This is a genomic window from Streptomyces sp. WAC 06738, assembly GCF_003945505.1.
Classification (GTDB): Bacteria; Actinomycetota; Actinomycetes; order Streptomycetales; family Streptomycetaceae; genus Streptomyces.
This window is the reverse complement of the sequence record NZ_CP029618.1, coordinates 7,846,012-7,863,869: the sequence shown is the minus strand read 5'-3', so window position 1 is coordinate 7,863,869 and position 17,858 is coordinate 7,846,012. Positions and strand designations below refer to the sequence as shown.

The following is a 17,858-nucleotide window of genomic DNA, read 5'->3' as shown; positions in this document are numbered from 1 at the left end:
CTCGCTCAGACGGCGTCCATGAACGGCTCGCCCCGCTCGGCCTTCGCCAGCAGCAGCGCGGGCGGCTCGAAGCGCTCGCCGTACGCCTCCGCCAGTTCCCGCGCCCGCGCCACGAAGCCGGACAGCCCGCCCTCGTAGCCGTTGATGTACTGCAGCACGCCGCCGGTCCAGGCGGGGAAGCCGATGCCGAAGACCGAGCCGATGTTCGCGTCCGCGACGGAGGTCAGCACGCCCTCCTCGACCAGCCGCACGGTGTCCAGCGCCTCCGCGAACAGCATCCGCTCCTGGAGGTCGCGCAGCGGCGGCGGCTCCCGGTCCGCCTTGGTGAAGTGCTCCCGCAGCCCCGGCCACAGCCGGGTCCGCTTCCCGTCCTCGTAGTCGTAGAAGCCCGCTCCCCCGGCCCGCCCGGTGCGGCCGAACTCGTCGACCATGCGGTCGATGACCGCCTCCGCCGGGTGCACGGGGTAGCTGCCGCCGGCGGCCTCGACGGCCGCGCGCGTCTCGTTGCGGATCTTCCGGGGAAGCGTGAGGGTCAGCTCGTCGAGCAGGGACAGCACCTTGGCCGGGTAGCCGGCCTGGGCGGCGGCCTGCTCGACGGTCGCAGGCTCGATCCCCTCGCCGACCATGGCGACGCCCTCGTTGATGAAGTGGCCGATCACGCGGGAGGTGAAGAAGCCGCGCGAGTCGTTCACCACGATCGGGGTCTTGGCGAGCTGCCGTACGAGGTCGAAGGCGCGCGCCAGCGCCTCGTCGCCGGTGCGCTCCCCCTTGATGATCTCGACCAGCGGCATCTTGTCGACAGGCGAGAAGAAGTGCAGACCGACGAAGTCCTGCGGGCGGGCGACGCCTTCGGCGAGCAGCGTGATGGGCAGGGTGGAGGTGTTGGAGCAGAGCAGCGCGTCGGACGCGACGACGTCCTGGATCTCCTGGAACACCTTGTGCTTGAGCGCGGGGTCCTCGAAGACCGCCTCGATCACGGCGTCGCAGCCGGCCAGCTCCGCCGGGTCCGCGGCCGGCGTGATGCGGGCCAGCAGTGCGTCCCGCTTCTCCTGCGTCGTACGGCCCTTGGCGAGCTGCTTGTCGAGCAGCCCGGCGGAGTACGCCTTGCCCTTCTCGGCCGCCTCGAGCGACACGTCCTTCAGCACGACCTCGATGCCGGCGCGCGCGCAGGCGTAGGCGATGCCCGCGCCCATCATCCCGGCGCCCAGCACGGCGACCTTCGCCACCCGCCGCTCGGGGACGCCGGACGGGCGGGAGCGGCCGGCGTTGACGGCCTGGAGGTCGAAGAAGAACGCCTGGATCATGTTCTTGGCGGTCTGCCCGACCGCCAGGTCGACGAAGTAGCGGGCCTCGATGACCTGCGCGGTCTCGAAGTCGACCTGGGAGCCCTCGACCGCCGCCGCCATGATGTTGCGCGGAGCGGGGAACGGGGCGCCGCCGAGCTGCTTCTTCAGGTTGGCGGGGAACGCGGGGAGGTTGGCCGCGAACTTCGGGTTCTGCGGCGTGCCGCCGGGGATCCGGTAGCCGGGCTCGTCCCAGGGCTGCCGGGACTCCGGGTGGGCGTCGACGAACGCGCGGGCGGCGGCGCGCAGTTCCTCCTCGGTATCGACGACCTCGTGCACGAGCCCGTTCTCCAGCGCCCGCCGCGGCCGGTACTGGGTGCCCTGGAGCAGCACCTTCAGCAGCGCGTCGGTGATGCCCATCAGCCGTACGGTACGGGTGACGCCGCCGCCCGCGGGCAGCAGGCCGAGGGTGACCTCGGGCAGCCCGATCTTCGAGCCGGGCGCGTCCAGGGCGACGCGGTGGTGGCAGGCGAGCGCGATCTCGTAGCCGCCGCCCAGCGCCGCGCCGTTGAGGGCCGCGACGACGGGCTTGCCGAGCGTCTCGATCCGGCGCAGCGCGTGCTTGACGGCCATGCCGGCGTCGAACGCCTCGCGCGCGTGCTCCCGGTCGATGCGGATGAGGTCGTGCAAATCGCCGCCGGCGAAGAAGGTCTTCTTCGCAGAGGCGAAGACGACGCCGCGCACGCCGTCCCGCTCGGCCTCCAGCCGGTCGGCGACGGCGGTGAGCGACCGGATGAAGTCCGCGTTCATGGTGTTGGCGGACTGGTTCGGGTCGTCCAGGACGAGGGTGACGACGCCGGTGTCGTCCTGCTCCCAGCGGATCGTGTTCGTGTGGCTCATGGCGATGAGGAGGTCTCCGTGTGGCGGGGGCGGGACGGGGTCAGACACGCTCGACGACGGTGGCGATGCCCATGCCGCCGCCGACGCAGAGGGTGGCGAGGCCGTAGCGCAGGTCGCGGCGCTCCAGCTCGTCGACGAGGGTGCCGAGGATCATGGCGCCGGTGGCGCCGAGGGGGTGGCCCATGGCGATGGCGCCGCCGTTGACGTTCACCTTGTCCGGGCTGACGCCCATGTCCTCGATGAAGCGCAGCACGACGGCGGCGAACGCCTCGTTGATCTCGATCAGGTCGATGTCCTCGATGCCGAGACCGGCCCTGGCGAGCGCCTTGCGGGTCGCGGGTGCGGGCCCGGTGAGCATGATCGTGGGCTCGGAGCCGGTGACGGCGGCGGAGACGATACGGGCCCGGGGGGTGAGCCCGTACCGCCGGCCGACCTCGGCGGAGCCGACGGCGACGAGGGCGGCGCCGTCGACGATGCCGGAGGAGTTGCCCGCGTGGTGGACGTGGTCGATCCGCTCCACCCAGTGGTACTTCTGCAGCGCCACGGCGTCGAAACCGCCCAGCTCGCCGATGTCGGCGAACGCCGGCTTCAGCTTGGCCAGGCTGTCGGCGGTGGTGCCGGGCCTGATGTGCTCGTCCCGGTCCAGGACGGTGAGCCCGGCGCGGTCCACGACCGGCACCACGGAGCGGTCGAACCGGCCTTCCTTCCACGCCTCGACGGCCCGCTCCTGCGACAGCGCGGCGAACTCGTCCACGTCCCGGCGGCTGTAGCCCCCGATCGTGGCGATGAGGTCGGCGCCGATGCCCTGCGGTACGAAGCCGACCTCCATGTTGGTCATCGGGTCGTTGAACCAGGCGCCGCCGTCCGAGCCGATCGGCACCCGCGACATCGACTCGACGCCGCCGGCGAGGATCAGGTCCTCCCAGCCGGAGCGGATCTTGGCCGCGGCGATGTTGACGGCCTCCAGCCCCGAGGCACAGAAGCGGTTCTCCTGCACCCCTGCGACGCTGTCGGGCAGCCCGGCGGCGATGGCCGCGATCTTGGCGATGTCGGAGCCCTGGTCGCCGTGCGGGCTGACGACGCCGAGCACGACGTCGTCGACGGCGGCCGGGTCGAGGCCGGGGAGGCGGCGGCGCAGCTCGTGGACGAGGCCGACGACGAGGTCGATCGGCTTGGTCCCGTGCAGGGCGCCGTTCGCCTTGCCGCGGCCGCGGGGGGTGCGGATCGCGTCGTAGACGTAGGCGTCGGTGACGGACGGCCTGGCGGTTGTGGTCACGGTTGGTGCGCCTCTCAGGAGAGCAGGGAGCGGCCGATGATCTCTTTCATGATCTCGGTGGTGCCGCCGTAGATGGTCTGGACACGCCCGTCGGTGAAGGCGCGGGCCACGGGGAACTCGCTCATGTAGCCGTAGCCGCCGTGCAGTTGCAGACAGCGGTCCGCGGTGCGTTTCTGCAGCTCGGTGGCCCACCACTTGGCCATCGAGGCGTGCACCGCGTCCAGCTCGCCGGCCGCCAGGTCCTCGATGCAGCGGTCGACGAACGTCCGGGTCACGGCGCACTCGGTGGCCATCTCGGCGATCTCGAAGCGGATGTGCTGGAACCGGCCGAGCGGCCTGCCGAACGCCTCGCGCTCCCTGACGTACGCCGTGGTGGCCTCGACCAGGTGCTCGGCGGCGGCGACCGCGGCGACGGCGATGGCCATCCGCTCCTGCGGCAGGTTGGTCATGAGGTGGCCGAACGCGCCGTCGCGCTCCCCCAGCAGGTTGTCCTTCGGCACCCGTACGTCGGTGAAGAACAACTCGGCGGTGTCCTGGGCTTTCTGGCCGATCTTGTCGAGGTTCCGGCCGCGCTCGAAGCCGGCCGCGCCGCGCTCGACGACCAGCAGGCTGAGCCCGTGCGCGCCGCCCTCGGGGGTGGTCCTGGCGACCACGACGACGAGGTCGGCGAGGATGCCGTTGGAGATGAACGTCTTCGCGCCGTTGAGCAGCCAGTGGTCCCCGCGGTCCTCGGCGGTGGTGCGGATGCCCTGGAGATCGGAGCCGGCGCCGGGCTCCGTCATGGCGATGGCGGTGATCAGCTCGCCGGTGCAGAAGCCGGGCAGCCAGCGGCGCTTCTGCTCGTCGGTGGCCAGGGAGGTCAGATACGGGCCGATGACGTCGTTGTGCAGGCCCACGGCGAGTCCCGCGGCGCCGGCGCGGGCGAACTCCTCGGCCAGCACGGCCGCGAAGCGGTAGTCGTCGTGGCCGCCGCCGCCGTACTCCTCGGGGACGGCGAGACCGAGCAGGCCCTGCCGCCCGGCGGCGCGCCAGGCGTCGCGGGAGACGATGCCGTCGGCCTCCCATCTCGCGTAGTGCGGGGTGACCTCCTTGGCGAGGAAGGTCCGCACGGTCTCGCGGAAGGCCAGGTGCTCGGGCCCGTACAGCCGGCGCTTCAACGCTCCTCCTGGGTCGGGGCGGGGGTGGGGGTGGGGTCGGAGAGGCCGGGGACGTCCCAGTCGCGGGCGACAGCCTCGGTGTCGGCGCCCGGGACGGCGGGCGGACGGCGTACGGCGCCGGGGGTGGCGGAGAACCGGGGCGCGGGGGCGGGCTGGACGGTGCCGTACTCCTCGGTGAAGGTGCCGCGGGCGGCGAGGTGCGGGTGGTCGCGGGCCTCGCGCAGGGACAGCACGGGGGCGACGCAGGCGTCGGAGCCGGCGAAGACCTCGGTCCACTCCGCGCGCGTACGCTCCCGGAACCGCGCGGCAAGCCGCTCGCGCAGCTCCGCCCAGGCGGCGGGATCGCCGCGGTCGGGCAGGGTGCCGGGGGCGCCGAGGAGGCGGACGAACTCCTCGTAGAACACGGGTTCCAGCGCGCCGACTGCCATGTACTGCCCGTCCGCGGTCTCGTAGACGCCGTAGAACGGCGCGCCGCCGTCGAGGAGGTTGGCGGCGCGGCGGTCGGTCCAGGCGCCGGCGGCGACCATGGCGTGGATCATCGCGGTGAGGTGCGCGGTGCCGTCCACGATGGCCGCGTCGACGACCTGCCCCTCCCCGGTGGTACGGGCGTGCTGCAGTGCGGACAGCACGCCGACGACGAGGTAGAGCGAACCGCCGGCGTAGTCACCGAGGAGGTTGGCGGGGACGGCGGGCGGGCCGCCGGCGGGACCGATCATGCCGAGCGCGCCGGTGACGGCGACGTAGCCGATGTCGTGCCCCGCGGTCTCCGCCAGCGGCCCCTCCTGGCCCCAGCCGGTCATCCGCCCGTACACCAGCCGGGGGTTGCGCGCCAGGCAGTCGCCGGGGCCGACGCCGAGGCGCTCGGCGACGCCCGGACGGAAGCCCTCGACGAGGATGTCGGCCCGCTCGGCGAGGGCCAGCGCGGCGGCGGCGCCGGAGGCGGACTTGAGGTCGAGGACGACGGAGCGCTTGTTGCGGTTGGTGAGGTCGTGCGCGGGGTCGATGCCGAGTCCCGGGCCGCCGGGCCGGTCGACCCGTACGACGTCGGCGCCGAGGTCGGCCAGGAGCATGGCGGCGAACGGCCCGGGGCCGATGCCGGCCAGCTCGACCACGCGTACGCCGTGCAGCGGGCCGTGCCCCGTGCTCCCCATCAAGCCCCCAGCGGTGTGACACCAACTGTGTAACACCAGAGATGATAAGAACACGTTTCAGTGGGCACAAGTGCGGGGACGCCCCGCGCGGGTCGGACACCGCCGCGGGGGCACGGAACGGGAATCCACCGTCAGGCGCGTATACGTGACGGCGCCTCATGAACCACCCTGGGTGCCATGGCAGACGAGCACCGGCCGCACGACCTCATCCTCTTCGGCGCCACCGGCTTCACCGGCGGACTCACCGCCGAGTACCTGGCGCGGCACGCGCCGGCCGGCTGCCGCTGGGCGCTCGCCGGGCGCGACACCGGCAGGCTGGCGGAGGTACGCGACCGGGTGGCCGCGATCCGGCCGGAGTGGGGCGACCTGCCGCTGCTCACCGCGGACGCGGCGGACCCCGCGGCGCTGCGCGGGCTGGCCGAGCGGACCCGGGTGGTGGCCACGGCGGTCGGCCCGTTCCTGCGCCACGGCGAGCCGCTGGCCGCCGCCTGCGCCGCGGCCGGGACGGACTACGCCGACCTGACCGGCGAGCCGGAATTCGTCGACCGGGTGTACGTACGCCACCACGAGCGGGCCCGGGAGACCGGAGCCCGGCTGGTGCACGCCTGCGGGTTCGAGTGCACGCCGTTCGACCTCGGCGTGCGCTTCACCGTCGAGCAACTGCCGGAGGACGTGCCGCTGCGCATCGACGGCTTCCTGCGCGCCGCGGGCGGGCTCTCCGGAGGCACGCTGGCGTCCGCGCTCGGGGTCGTCTCCCGGCCGCTGCCGGGCGCGCGCGCGGCGCGGGCCCGCCGCCGGATGGAACCGCGGGTGACGGAACGCCGGGTGCGGGCGCCGCTGGGCGCGCCGACGCGCAGCGGCGCGGTGCGTGCCTGGGGGCTGCCGCTGCCCACGCTGGAGTCGCGGGTGGTGGCGCGGTCGGCGGCGGCGCTGCCGCGGTACGGGCCCGACTTCCGCTACCGCCACTACGCCGCCGTCAGGCGGCTGCCGGTCGCCGCGGGCAGCGTGCTGGGCGCGGGTGCGTTCGCAGCGGCGGCCCAACTGCCGCCGCTGCGGAAGCTGATGGCGTCGCGGCTGGCGCCGGGCACGGGCCCGGTGGAGGAGCGCCGGGCGCGCAGTTGGTTCTCCGCCCGCTTCGTGGGCACGGGCGGCGGCCGGCGGGTGGTGACGGAGGTCAGCGGCGGCGACCCGGGGTACGACGAGTCGGCGAAGATGCTGGCGGAGGCGGCGATGTGCCTGGCGTACGACCCGCTGCCGGAGACGTCGGGGCAGGTCACGACGGCGCAGGCGATGGGCGAGGCGCTGACGGCACGGCTGGTGACCGCGGGGATGGGCTTCCGGGTCTGGGTCGCGTCGCCGTAGCGGGGCCGGGCGGGCCCGCGGTGAACGGGCCCGCGGCCCGCGCCCGTACGAGCCGGCGCCCCCGGTCCGTACGGCCTACTCGGGCGCCGTCTGTACTTCGAGGGCCGCGTCCCGCACCTCCCGCTCCGGGTGTGCGCGCAGGGTGCGCAGCGTGGCCCGCCAGGGCTCCGGCCAGCCCGCGCGCGTACCGCCGGACTTGGTGAGCGCGACCGCGAAGAGGCCCTCCGCTTGCCCGCCCGCCGCCGCCAGCGCGCGGGCCGCCTCCGCCCGGGCGTCCGACGCGCCCGGCCGGCCGTCCCCGTCCAGCCGGCGGCCCAGCGTGCCCGCCGTCGTCTCGGCGAGCACGGGGCGCCCCTCGTGCAGCGCCGCGAGGTCCAGCAGCGCCGCCGTCAGCTCCGCGGTTTCGGCCTCCAGGTCCAGGGCCTCCGTGCGCAGCACCGCCGCCTGCGGCACGAAGTCGTCGTCCGCCGCGAGTACGTCGGCGCACGCGTGCACCGTGGGCCGCAGCAGGGGGCGCAGGGTCCGTGTCCGCGTGGTCAGCCGCCACACCAGGGAGGCGAGGCGCCGGCGTGCGGGCAGGTCGCGGTCCTTCTCGGCGTCGGGCTGGCCGAGGGCGCGGACGCGGAGTTCACGCGCGGCGCGTACGACGGGCTCGCGCGCCGGGTCGTCCGCGGGGGCGTTGATCGCCAGGGTGACGAGGGCGTCGGCCGCGGGCTCCCACGTACCGCGGTTGCCGAGATCGGTGACCGCGCGGCACAGCACGTCCGCCGCGGTCGGCGACCACGGCGCCCAGCCGGCGAGGCTGGTGTACGCGGCCCAGGCGAGCCGCGGATCCTCGGTGCGGCTCGCGGCCTCCACCAGGCCCGCGTACCGCGGCCGGTACTCCTCGCGCAGGTCGCGCGGCTGCGGCCGGAGCAGCGGGAGCCGTACCTCCGGGTCGTCGGCCGCGGCCGCCTCCAGCATCCGCCACACCTCCGGCCTGCCGAGCAGGCCGCCGGCGAACGCCACGCACGCGGCGCGGACGTCGCGGTGCTGCTCGGGCAGTTCGTACGCACCCGCCACGAGCGCCGCCGCGCGCTCGGCCGGCAGCCGGGCGGCGGCGAGGCGGACGGCCTCCTTGCGGCTCGTCACCTTCGCGACGGACCCGTCGGGGCCGGGCAGCAGCAGCGGGCGCAGGGCCGCCTCGACGCGCGAGGGCGCCGCGTGCCGGGTGGCGCGGGTGGCGGCGTACACGGCGACGCGGGCGCGGTCGCCGCCGGCGTGCGCGAGCAGCAGCGGCAGCGCCTCCGCTGGCCGGTCGGTCCAGACCAGGGCGGCGAGCGCGGCCTCGGCGAGCACGAGGTCGTCCGCCCCGGTGTAGCGGAAGACGACGTCGAAGCCGTGGCCGGGTATGCGGGCGACCTCCGCGAGGGCCCGGGTGCGGTCGTGCAGCGGCAGCCCGGCGTCGGCCGCCGCGCGGGCCAGCAGCCGGGCGGCGGCGGCCTGCTGGGCGGGCGTCCAGCGCTCGGGCGTGATGACGGGCGGCGTCCAGGAAGCCCGCCGCGTCAGGAACCTGCCCCACGGCGGGGTGTCGCCGAGGACGCCGTCCAGCAGGTCCGTACGGCTGCGGGCGAGCACCGCGTACACGGGCGGCAGGACCGCCGCGGACGGCTCCAGCGCCAGCAGCCGGCCGACGCGCTCGCCGCGGCCCGCCCGCGGCTCCAGCCACAGCGACACGGCGGTGCTCACGGTCGCGTCGTTGCCGAACTGCACCGCCTGCCACAGGTATTCCTGCAGTTTGGGCATCCCCCAGGCGCGCCGCCCGAGCGCCCGCGCGAGCGCGAACGTCAGCCCGTGGTCGACCTTGTCCGCGCCCGCCTCCAGCCACGGTTCGAGGGCGTCGAAAACCTCGTGCTCCTGCCCGCGGCGCAGCGAGGTGTCCAGCCGGCCGAGGTCGGCGCCGCCGGTGTGGCCGGTGAGCCGGGTGATCGTACGGAGCGAGAAGCTCACCAGCTCGGGCCGCCCGCCCGCCGCGTGCTCGCGGAGCAGCGCGACCGCCAGCGTGCGCAGCGCCCCGCGGGTGAGCGACGAGGAGTCGCGGGCGGCGATCGCGTCGGCGGCGATGAGGTGGAGGTGGTCGGCCGCGTCGGCGGTGAAGAGCGCGGGATGGGTCCCGGCGAGCTGCCGCAGCGCGACGGAGCGCACCGGGTCCTGGTCGTTGCGCAGCCGCTCGGCCAGCAGCCGGACGGCGCTGGTGACGTCCTCGGGGTGGCCGGAGCGGGCGGCGTTGGCGACAAGGAGCCGGTACGCCTCGGCGCGCTCGTCGGCGTCCGAGCGGCGCAGGGCGGCGAGCAGTTCGCCGCGGGCCTCGGCGACGGGCAGGCAGGCCACCGCGCGCAGCACGACCGACGGATGCGCGTCGCGCTCCCGGGCCTGCGCCGCCATGCGGCGCGCCTCGGCCGCGCGGCGCCGGTGGGGCAGGGCGTCGAGGAGGCCGGGCGGGAAGTCGTCGCGGGTGGTGTCCCGTCCGGCCATGGCGGCGTCGAAGAGCGCCTCGCGGCGGGACGGCGGGGTGCGGCGCAGCAGGTCGGTGAGCGAGGAGGTGTTCTCCTGCCAGAGCCGGGCGAGTTCGGTCAGCTCGGGCGGCGCGGCGGCGACGAGCCGGTCGAGCACGGTGCGCGGGAGCCGGGTCGCGGCGGTCCCCCGGCGGCGCTCCGGGGCGAGCAGCAGGCGCAGGGTGCGGCCGGGGTCGGCGGCCACGAGCCGGTTCAGCCGCTCGTGCACGAGCGGCTGGAGCCCGCCGTGGCAGAAGCGCTCCAGCAGGTCCAGCACGCGCTCCGGGGCGGCGTCGGCGAGCGGGGCGACGACGCGGGAGTTCGCGGTCCACCACGCCGCCCGGCCGCCGCGCGCCAGCGGGGCCAACTGCCGCTCCGCCTCGTCCAGTACGGCCCCGGGGTGGCGGCCGGCGAGGGCGGCGGGGCCGCTGAGCGCGGGCCAGAGCGCGGGCAGCAGGCGGCGTACGGTCTCCTCCGTGCACGCGGGCAGCAGCCGCGCGGCCTCGGCGTCGCCCCACCGCTCGCCGACCGGCCCGATCAGCGCCTCCGCCACGGCGGTGCGGCGGCCGCGGACCACGGCGCGGACGAGTTGCCCGCGCACCACGGCGGGCGCGTCCTCGAACGCGGCGACGACGGCGTCGTCGGGCAGCAGGCCGCGCCGTACGGCCTTCATCCCCTGGGCGCGCACCGCGCGGTCGGGGTGGGCGAGCCGGGCGGCGAGGAAGCCGGTGTCGCGCCCGACGAGGGCGGCGAACGCCGCGAGCCGGCGGCCGTACCCGCCGTGACCCTCCAGCCCGTCGAGGAGCGCGGCCAGGTCACCGCGGCCGGCGGCCCGGCGGGCGGCGAGGGCCAGTTCGCCGAGGCGCCGCGGGTACGGCAGGGGTTCGAGGGCGCGGATGAGGTCGTCGGCGTGAGGCTGCATGGGACGGCATTGTTCCGTGCCGGCCGCCGCTCCGGCGCCGAATTCTTGTACGAGCCGGACCGCCGCCCGGCCGGGCGGCGGTCAGTCGAACGACGGCATCGCGCGGGTACGGGTGCGCTTGATCTCGTACAGGCCGGGCACGCCGCCCAGCGTCAGCAGCCCGTCCCACAGCCGCAGCGCGTCGGCGCCGCGCGGCGCGGGCGAGACGAGGGGGCCGAAGAAGGCGAAGCGGGCCCTCATCACTCCACCGTATCGAGGTGCAGGCGGACGAACCGCGGGCGGTACAGGGCGACGTTGCGGTGCACGTTGGCGGAGACGTCGTCGGCCGAGGCGGCCAGCCAGTTGACGTCGTAGCCGAGGAGCAGCCCGTCGCCGGAGCCGACGCCGGGATGTGCCTGCGGGTTGTACGCGGTGGCGCCGGAGCCGCCGGCCGCGTCCTCGGGCAGCGGCGCCGTGAACGCCTTGTCCGGCCCGTGCCACGGGCCCTCCGGGCGGCACGCCCAGTACGACGCGACGGTCGTCAGCCCGCTGCCGGCCGGCCCGCCGGCGTCCATCGTGAAGAGCACCCAGGTGTCCCCCTGCCGCACGACGCTGAACGCGCTGCCGACGCCCTTGCGTCCGCCGTCCCCCAGCACCGGCCGGGAGCTGGCCGCCTCCCGGCTCCACCGCTCGCCGTCCCAGTACCGCCACGCCGACCGGTCCCCGAGCCGGCCCACCGGCACCCGCGCGAGGTGCGCGCGGGAACTGCGCTCGGCCTGCTCGGGGGTGCGGCCGTCGGTGCCGCCCCATACGTACGTGAAGTCCCCTCGCCGCACCGCCGCCGCGCCGTAGACGAGGCGGTCGGCGGGGTCGGCGACCCGCGACTGGTCGTCGACCTGGGTGATGCCCTCCAACCGCAGGTCGGGCAGCGAGAGCGTGGCGACCTCGGTGGCCAGCGGCACGCCGTAGATCCACGGCTGCTGCGCCTCCTGCCGGTGCCAGAGCAGCACCCGCAGCACCTGCTCGGCGGAGCCGGGCGCCCGCGGCTCCACCACGGCGTGCACCGGCCAGCGCCACTGCCGCACCGGGGCGCCGGGTTCGGGGAAGAGGGAGGCGGGCGCGCCGGGGGCGCCGCCGAGGAGGGTGCGTTCGAGCCGGCCGTCCGGGGACATGACGAGGGCGGCGTTGCGGGTCCACGCGGGAGTGCCGAGGGAGGTGTCGCGCCAGGCGTGCGGCTGGCCCTGCTTGTTGGGCGGCGGCTGGACCCGGCCGAGGTACGGGTCGGAGACCAGCCACAGGGTGCGGCCGTCGGGCAGCCGGACGGAGTGGTTGCCGTCGCCGCCGGTCCAGTCGTCCGTGCGGGTGGCGTCGTCGCCGTAGCGCGCGAACTCGTCCGTCGTCGCGGCGTCGGCGCTCCAGCCGGAGACGGCCAGGCCCGTGCAGGCCCCGGCGTCATCGCCGGAGTCGTCGTCGGTGAGCACGACGAGGAGACCCACGACGAGCAGCAGGGCGAGGGCTATCCCGGCGCCGGCGGTCTGGCGTCGCTCCATCGGGGCACGGTAACGGGCGGGGCCGGTGATCCGTAAGGCACCCCGTGGGGCGCGGCCCGCGGGCGCCCGTAGGCTGGCGGCGTGGCGAAGCGAGACCTTGCGGTGTTCGACCTGGACGGCACCCTCACCGACACCCGGCACCGGCTGCACCACCTCGCGTCCTCCCCCAAGGACTGGGACGGCTTCTTCCGCGCGGCGCCTCTCGATCCGCCGCTGCCCGAGGGCGTGGCGCTGGCCCTCCAATGGGCCGGGACCTGCGAGGTCTGCTACGTCACGGGCCGCCCGGAGCGCACCCGCGGGTCCACCGTGGCCTGGCTCGCCGCGCACGGCCTGCCCGAGGGCCCGCTGTGGATGCGCCGCGCGGGCGACCGGCGGCCGGCCCGGGTGGCGAAGCCCGAACTGCTGCGCCGGGTGGCACGCGGGCGGACCGTCGCGGTGGTCGTGGACGACGACGAACTCGTCTGCCAGGCGTACGAGAAGGCCGGCTTCCCGGTCGTACGGGCCCGACTGGATGCCGCCCGCCGAGCCGCTGCGCGCGGCGCAGGAGGACGAGGGCCGCACGTAGCGTCCGCTCCCGCGGGCACCCGCGGGCGCGGTAACGCCCCCTCAATCCCTGGCCGGATCGCGGCCCGCCCCTCCCGCGCCGCGGCCGGGCGACTACGCTCGGCGCACATGACCTCCCGCGACGACACGGACATCGACGACACGGGCCTCGATGAGCCCGAAAAGACCGGAAACGCCGGAAAGACCGGCATAGCCGCGGCCGGCACCGACACGGGCGACCCCCACACGCCCGGCGCCGGTGACTCCGGTGGGACGGCGGGACTGCCCGGCCCGCTCGACGGCGAGGAGGGCGAGGACGGCGAAGAGCCGCCGCCGCCCCGGCTCACGCCGCGGCAGGCGCGCCGCGTCCGGGCCCTGACCTCCGCCGGCGTGATGGTGGCCGTCGGCGTGGCGATGGTGGTGCGGTTCCGGACGGAGGCGTCGCTGCTGACGTTCGCGCTCTACGGCGGCGCGCTCATCCTCTCCGGCACCGCGATCATGCTCAGCCGCGCGGGCCGCACCCGGGTCGCGATGGCGGTGCTGGCCGCCGGCTTCGCGTTCGTCGTCGCCGACCAGTTGCTGCGCTAGTGCCACCGCGGTAGAGGGCGGCCGGGGCGGGTAGGTCATCGGTAGTACGCCGAGTGGGGGGTTCGTTGAAGAAGAAGCACGCGGCCGCAGCGGCGGCGCTCCTGGTGCCCGCGGTCGCCGTCGCCGCGGTGCTGTTCGCCCGGTCGCACGGCGGCACCGAGGAACGGGCGCACCGCCCCCAGGCCCGCTCCTCCCCCGTCTCCCCGACCGCTTCCCCCTCGCCCACGCCCGCACCCGCCGACGAGCCGCCCGCGCCCGAGGGCCCGGTGCTCGGCGTGAAGCTGGACAACGCCGCGGCCGCCCGGCCGCACACCGGTCTGGAAGAGGCCGACGTCGTGCACGTGGAGCGCGTCGAGGCCGGCATCAGCCGGTTCCTCGCCGTCTACGCCTCCGGGCTCTCCCCGATGTCGTCGGGCCGGTGCGCAGCGCCCGCGAGACGGACCTGGAGCTGCTCGCGCAGTACGACGACCCCGTCCTCGCGTACTCCGGCGCGCAGTCCAAGCTCAAGCCGTACATCAACAGCGCCCCGCTGCGCCCCGTGCCGCCCGAGCAACTGCCCGGCGCCTACTTCCGCGGCACCGACCGCCCCATACCCCACAACCTGTACCTGCGCCCCGAGCGCGTCACCGACGCCGCCCCCGAACTCGCCGGCATGGACGCCGCGTCACTCTACGAGACCGGCGAGGCCCCGGCCGGCGGCCGTAGGACCGGCGCGCGCACGGTGGAGATGCCGGCCGCGAGCTTCACCTTCGACTGGTCGGCCGAGCGCCGCGGCTGGGAGGTCTCCATGGACGGCACGCCCGCCACCAGCGGCACCACGCGGCTCGCGCCGCCGACGGTGGTGCTCCAGGAGACGACCATCCGCAAGGGCGGGTTCGGCGACCGGTGGGGCAACAACTCGCCGTTCACCGAGACCGTCGGCTCCGGCGACGCGACGGTGCTGCGCGACGGCCGCGCGTACGCCGCCGAGTGGGACCGGCCGACGGAGGCGGACCGCACGGTGTTCACGACGCCGGACGGCGAGCCGATGCCGGTGGCGGAGGGCCAGGTGTGGGTCGTGTACGTGCCCCGCGGCTGACCGCGCCGGGCGCCGCTCCCGTCGTACGCGACCTCAGCCCGCGTCCATCCGCAGCACCGCCGCGCCCCTGACCCGGTCCGCCGCCAGGTCGTCGAGCGCCTCGTCCGCCCGGTCGAAGGGGTAGGGGGTGACGGTCGCACGCACCCCGTGCGCGGCCGCGGCGGCGAGGAACTCCCGTCCGTCGGCGCGGGTGTTGGCGGTGACGCTGCGCAGTACCCGCTCACGGAAGAGGTGCCGCTCGTAGTCCAGCTCCGGGATGGTGGTGAGGTGGATGCCCGCCACGCTGAGCGTCCCGCCGGCGTCCAGCGCCTCCAGCGCGACCGGCACCAGCTCGCCGGCGGGCGCGAAGAGCACCGCCGAGTCGAACGGCTCCAGCGCCGGCTCGTCGGCCCCCGCCGCGGTCGCGGCGCCCAGTTCCAGCGCGAGCCGCTGCGCCGCCCGGGAGCGGGTGCGCACGTGCACCTCGGCGCCCTCGGCGAGGGCGAGCTGGGCGGTCAGGTGCGCGGAGCCGCCGAAGCCGTAGAGGCCGAGCCGGCCGCCGGGCGGCAGGTGCGCAAGGCGCAGCGCGCGGTAGCCGATGATCCCGGCGCACAGCAGCGGCGCCAGGTCCTCGGCGGCGGGCTCCTTGGGCAGCGCGTACGCGTACGGGGCGGGCACCACGGCGTATTCGGCGTAACCGCCGTCCGCGTCCCAGCCGGTGTAGCGCGAGGGGGGGCACAGGTTCTCCTGGCCCCGCTCGCACCAGCGGCACTGTCCGCAGGTATGGCGCAGCCAGGGGATGCCGACGCGGGATCCGATGCGCCGTTCGGCGGCGGCGCCGGCCGCGACGACCTCACCGACCGCCTCGTGACCGGGCACGACCGGCGTCTTGTGCGGCGGGAGGTCGTGGTCGCGGACGTGCAGGTCCGTACGGCAGACGCCGCACGCCTCGACCCGGACCAGCAGTTCGTCGGGCCCCGGCTCGGGCACCGGCAGCTCCACCGGCTCCAGCCGGCCCTTCGCGGTGACGACCCAGGCCCGCATGGACGTCGGCGGCGTGGCTCCCATGCCCCCATCCTCGCGGGCGCCGGTTCCCTCCGTCCACGACGCGCCGGGCGGTGCACTCCCATGCGACCTCGGATGCCCCCGGCTGTCGGCGCGGGCGTGTGCCATCGCGCCACGCCGGGTACCCGCGGGTCGCACGCCCGCGCGGAGATCGGAGGTGATCATCGGCAGCATGCGCCGTGACCGGTGACCACCATGATCGTCGAAAGGACGTGCCCGTATGCGTATCGCATTCCTCGTCGCCCCCGAGGGGGTCGAGCAGGTCGAGCTCACCGAGCCCTGGCAGGCCGTCACGGAGGCCGGCCACACGCCCCGGCTGGTCTCCACCCGTCCCGGCCGGGCCCAGGGATTCCACCATCTGGACAAGGCGGACACCTTCGAGGTCGACCAGGTCGTCGCCGACGCCGGGGCCGACGAGTACGACGCGCTGGTGCTTCCGGGCGGCGTCGCCAACCCCGACTTCCTGCGGATGGACGCGGACGCCGTCTCCTTCGCCCGGGAGTTCTTCCGTACGGGCAAGCCGGTGGCGGCGATCTGCCACGCCCTGTGGCTGCTGGTCGAGGCGGACGTCGTCCGCGGGCGCACGCTCACCTCCTGGCCGAGCCTGCAGACGGACATCCGCAACGCGGGCGGCACCTGGGTCGACGTACCGGTCCAGATCTGCTCCGACGGACCGAACACGCTGGTCACCAGCCGCAAGCCGGGCGACCTGAAGGCGTTCGGCGAGGCGTTCCTGGCGGAGTTCGCCAAGGCCGCGCAGAGCTGAACCGGCGGGGGTCACCCGGATCAGCCCCCGGGGCGGATCCTCGCGGTCCGGGTGACGCGGCGGACGCTCCACTCGAAGCCGCCGCGGCACACCACCGCGTGCCGCTCGTCGGTCACCACGCCGTGGGTGCTGATGCGGGCCCGGTCCGCGGTGCCGGCGAGCACGGGGCGCAGCACCTGGACGGCGGACGAGCTGAGCTTGCAGGAGGCGATGAGCCGGCCGCGCGCGGGCGCCAGATACTCGAACGAGGCGGACGCGCCGAGCGGCAGCACGCCGTCCAGTTCGCCGGGCGCGTCGCCGGCGGAGAGGATCGCGGCCAGCGCGGCCGCGTCGACGAGGGTGGCGAGGCCGCTGGAGTGCAGCGAGCCGATGACGTTCCCGAGCACACCGGGGGCCTCGACGGCGACCTCGGCGGCACCGTCGATGGCGCGCAGCACCGTGAGTCCGGCGGTGCGGTGGGCGGGCACGGGCTCTAACAGCGAGCGCGCCAGGGCGGTGGCATCCATGGAGACATGGTGCCGGGGGCCGGCGAAGGCGGCGGGTCCGCCAGGCCAACTCCGGCTGACCGGCAGGTGCCGTACGGCCGTCGGGAGCCGGCCGCTCACTCCTCCTTGCGGGTGGCCAGGACCTCGTTCAGGTCGTACCTGACCGGCTCCTCCAACTGCTCGTAGGTGCAGCTCTCCGGCGTGCGGTCGGGGCGCCAGCGGCGGAACTGCGCGGTGTGCCGGAAGCGGGCCCCGTTCTCCATGTGGTCGTACGCAACCTCCAGCACCCGCTCCGGCCGCAGCGGCACCCACGACAGGTCCTTCTGCCCGCTCCACCGGCTCGGCGCCCCCGGCAGCCGCGCCGACTCGTGCGCCTCCTCCTTCGCCCAGTCGGCCCACGGGTGCGCCGCCTGCTCCTCGGGCGTCTCCATCCGCAGCGGCGCCAGCTCCTCGACCAGCTCGGCCCGCCGCTTCATCGGGAACGCCGCGCACACCCCCACGTGCTGCAGCACGCCTTTGTCGTCGTTGATGCCGAGCAGCAGGGAGCCGACCACCGGCCCGGACTTGTGCCAGCGGAAGCCGGCGAGCACCACGTCCGCCGTGCGCTCGTGCTTGACCTTGACGAGCACCCGCTCGTTCTGCCGGTACGGCAGGTCGGCCGGCTTGGCGATTATCCCGTCGAGCCCGGCGCCCTCGTACTGCTCGAACCACTCCCCCGCGACCGCCAGGTCCGTCGTCGCCGGCGCGATGTGGACGGGCGCCCGGGCGCCGGCCAGCGCGCGCAGCAGCGCCGCGCGCCGCTCGGACTGCGCGGTGTCCAGCAGCGAGTCGTCACCGAGGGCCAGCAGGTCGAACGCGACGAAGCTCGCCGGGGTCTGCTCGGCGAGCATCCGCACCCGCGAGTGCGCGGGGTGGATGCGCTCGGTGAGGGCGTCGAAGTCGAGCCGGTCGCCGCGCACGATGACGATCTCGCCGTCCAGGACGCACCGCTCGGGCAGGTTGGCCTGGAGCGCCTCGACCAGCTCGGGGAAGTAGCGGGTGAGCGGCTTGCCGGTGCGGCTGCCGATCTCGACCTCGGCCCCGTCGCGGAAGACGATGGCGCGGAAGCCGTCCCACTTCGCCTCGTAGAGCATCCCGGGCGGGAGCTTCTTCTGCGGCTTGGCGAGCATCGGCTTCACGGGGGGCATCACCGGCAGATCCATGTGCGCAACGGTAAGGCGGGATTCGGACATCCGCCTTA

At 75.5% G+C, this 17,858-nt stretch carries 12 protein-coding genes and 3 pseudogenes; 5 read left to right on the top strand and 10 right to left on the bottom strand.

The window, feature by feature from the left end; translation table 11 throughout:
- Window positions 1–5: 5 nt before the first annotated feature.
- Genes DMB38_RS34000 through DMB38_RS33985 form a run of 4 tightly spaced genes read right to left on the bottom strand, consistent with a single transcriptional unit; the run spans window position 6 to window position 5,767 of the window.
- Entirely contained in the window at window positions 6–2,183 is a 2,178-nt protein-coding gene (locus tag DMB38_RS34000) for a 3-hydroxyacyl-CoA dehydrogenase NAD-binding domain-containing protein (protein WP_125938406.1), read from the bottom strand.
- A 40-nt stretch (window positions 2,184–2,223) separates the two neighbouring features.
- Window positions 2,224–3,459 carry an acetyl-CoA C-acetyltransferase gene (locus DMB38_RS33995; RefSeq protein WP_047019316.1) on the bottom strand — a complete coding sequence of 412 codons (1,236 nt, stop codon included), beginning with the start codon at window positions 3,457–3,459 and terminating at the stop codon, window positions 2,224–2,226.
- Between the two features lie 14 nt (window positions 3,460–3,473).
- The gene (locus tag DMB38_RS33990) at window positions 3,474–4,616 is read right to left on the bottom strand and encodes an acyl-CoA dehydrogenase family protein (protein ID WP_125938405.1); all 1,143 of its coding nucleotides are present in this window, start codon (window positions 4,614–4,616) and stop codon (window positions 3,474–3,476) included.
- Window positions 4,613–5,767 carry a CaiB/BaiF CoA-transferase family protein gene (locus DMB38_RS33985; RefSeq protein ID WP_125938404.1) on the bottom strand — a complete coding sequence of 385 codons (1,155 nt, stop codon included), beginning with the start codon at window positions 5,765–5,767 and terminating at the stop codon, window positions 4,613–4,615. The genes DMB38_RS33990 and DMB38_RS33985 overlap by 4 nt, the downstream gene beginning before the upstream one ends.
- Before the next feature lie 177 nt (window positions 5,768–5,944).
- On the opposite strand from DMB38_RS33985, the gene DMB38_RS33980 reads away from it, so the two are divergent.
- Window positions 5,945–7,129 carry a saccharopine dehydrogenase NADP-binding domain-containing protein gene (locus DMB38_RS33980; protein ID WP_125938403.1) on the top strand — a complete coding sequence of 395 codons (1,185 nt, stop codon included), beginning with the start codon at window positions 5,945–5,947 and terminating at the stop codon, window positions 7,127–7,129.
- Window positions 7,130–7,204: 75 nt separating this feature from the next.
- On the opposite strand, the gene DMB38_RS37610 is transcribed toward DMB38_RS33980, so the two are convergent.
- The 3 genes and pseudogenes from DMB38_RS37610 to DMB38_RS33965 form a co-directional block, all read right to left on the bottom strand.
- Complete coding sequence (locus tag DMB38_RS37610; RefSeq protein ID WP_125938402.1) at window positions 7,205–10,585, bottom strand: hypothetical protein; 3,381 nt, start codon at window positions 10,583–10,585, stop codon at window positions 7,205–7,207.
- A gap of 81 nt (window positions 10,586–10,666) precedes the next feature.
- Window positions 10,667–10,816, bottom strand: a pseudogene (locus tag DMB38_RS33970) (disulfide bond formation protein DsbA); the annotation flags it as partial.
- A gap of 8 nt (window positions 10,817–10,824) precedes the next feature.
- Window positions 10,825–12,114, bottom strand: coding sequence for a DUF4185 domain-containing protein (locus DMB38_RS33965; RefSeq protein ID WP_125938401.1), 1,290 nt, complete (start codon window positions 12,112–12,114; stop codon window positions 10,825–10,827).
- Window positions 12,115–12,216: 102 nt separating this feature from the next.
- Between DMB38_RS33965 and DMB38_RS33960 the strand changes: the two are divergent.
- The 3 genes and pseudogenes from DMB38_RS33960 to DMB38_RS33950 all read left to right on the top strand — a co-directional run bounded on the left by DMB38_RS33960 (window position 12,217) and on the right by DMB38_RS33950 (window position 14,323).
- Window positions 12,217–12,679: pseudogene (locus tag DMB38_RS33960) on the top strand (hypothetical protein).
- Window positions 12,680–12,786: 107 nt separating this feature from the next.
- The gene (locus DMB38_RS33955; RefSeq protein ID WP_125938400.1) at window positions 12,787–13,245 is read left to right on the top strand and encodes a hypothetical protein; all 459 of its coding nucleotides are present in this window, start codon (window positions 12,787–12,789) and stop codon (window positions 13,243–13,245) included.
- Between the two features lie 65 nt (window positions 13,246–13,310).
- Window positions 13,311–14,323, top strand: a pseudogene (locus tag DMB38_RS33950) (DUF3048 domain-containing protein).
- 33 nt (window positions 14,324–14,356) lie between these two features.
- Here DMB38_RS33950 and DMB38_RS33945 read toward each other — a convergent pair.
- On the bottom strand, window positions 14,357–15,346 hold the full coding sequence (locus DMB38_RS33945) for a zinc-binding alcohol dehydrogenase family protein (protein ID WP_206337864.1): 990 nt from the start codon (window positions 15,344–15,346) through the stop codon (window positions 14,357–14,359).
- A 241-nt stretch (window positions 15,347–15,587) separates the two neighbouring features.
- On the opposite strand from DMB38_RS33945, the gene DMB38_RS33940 reads away from it, so the two are divergent.
- Window positions 15,588–16,133, top strand: coding sequence for a type 1 glutamine amidotransferase domain-containing protein (locus DMB38_RS33940; protein ID WP_125938398.1), 546 nt, complete (start codon window positions 15,588–15,590; stop codon window positions 16,131–16,133).
- Between the two features lie 20 nt (window positions 16,134–16,153).
- On the opposite strand, the gene DMB38_RS33935 is transcribed toward DMB38_RS33940, so the two are convergent.
- Window positions 16,154–16,639, bottom strand: coding sequence for a hypothetical protein (locus DMB38_RS33935; protein WP_125938397.1), 486 nt, complete (start codon window positions 16,637–16,639; stop codon window positions 16,154–16,156).
- 95 nt (window positions 16,640–16,734) lie between these two features.
- Complete coding sequence (locus DMB38_RS33930; RefSeq protein WP_125938396.1) at window positions 16,735–17,820, bottom strand: ATP-dependent DNA ligase; 1,086 nt, start codon at window positions 17,818–17,820, stop codon at window positions 16,735–16,737.
- Between the last annotated feature and the right edge of the window lie 38 nt (window positions 17,821–17,858).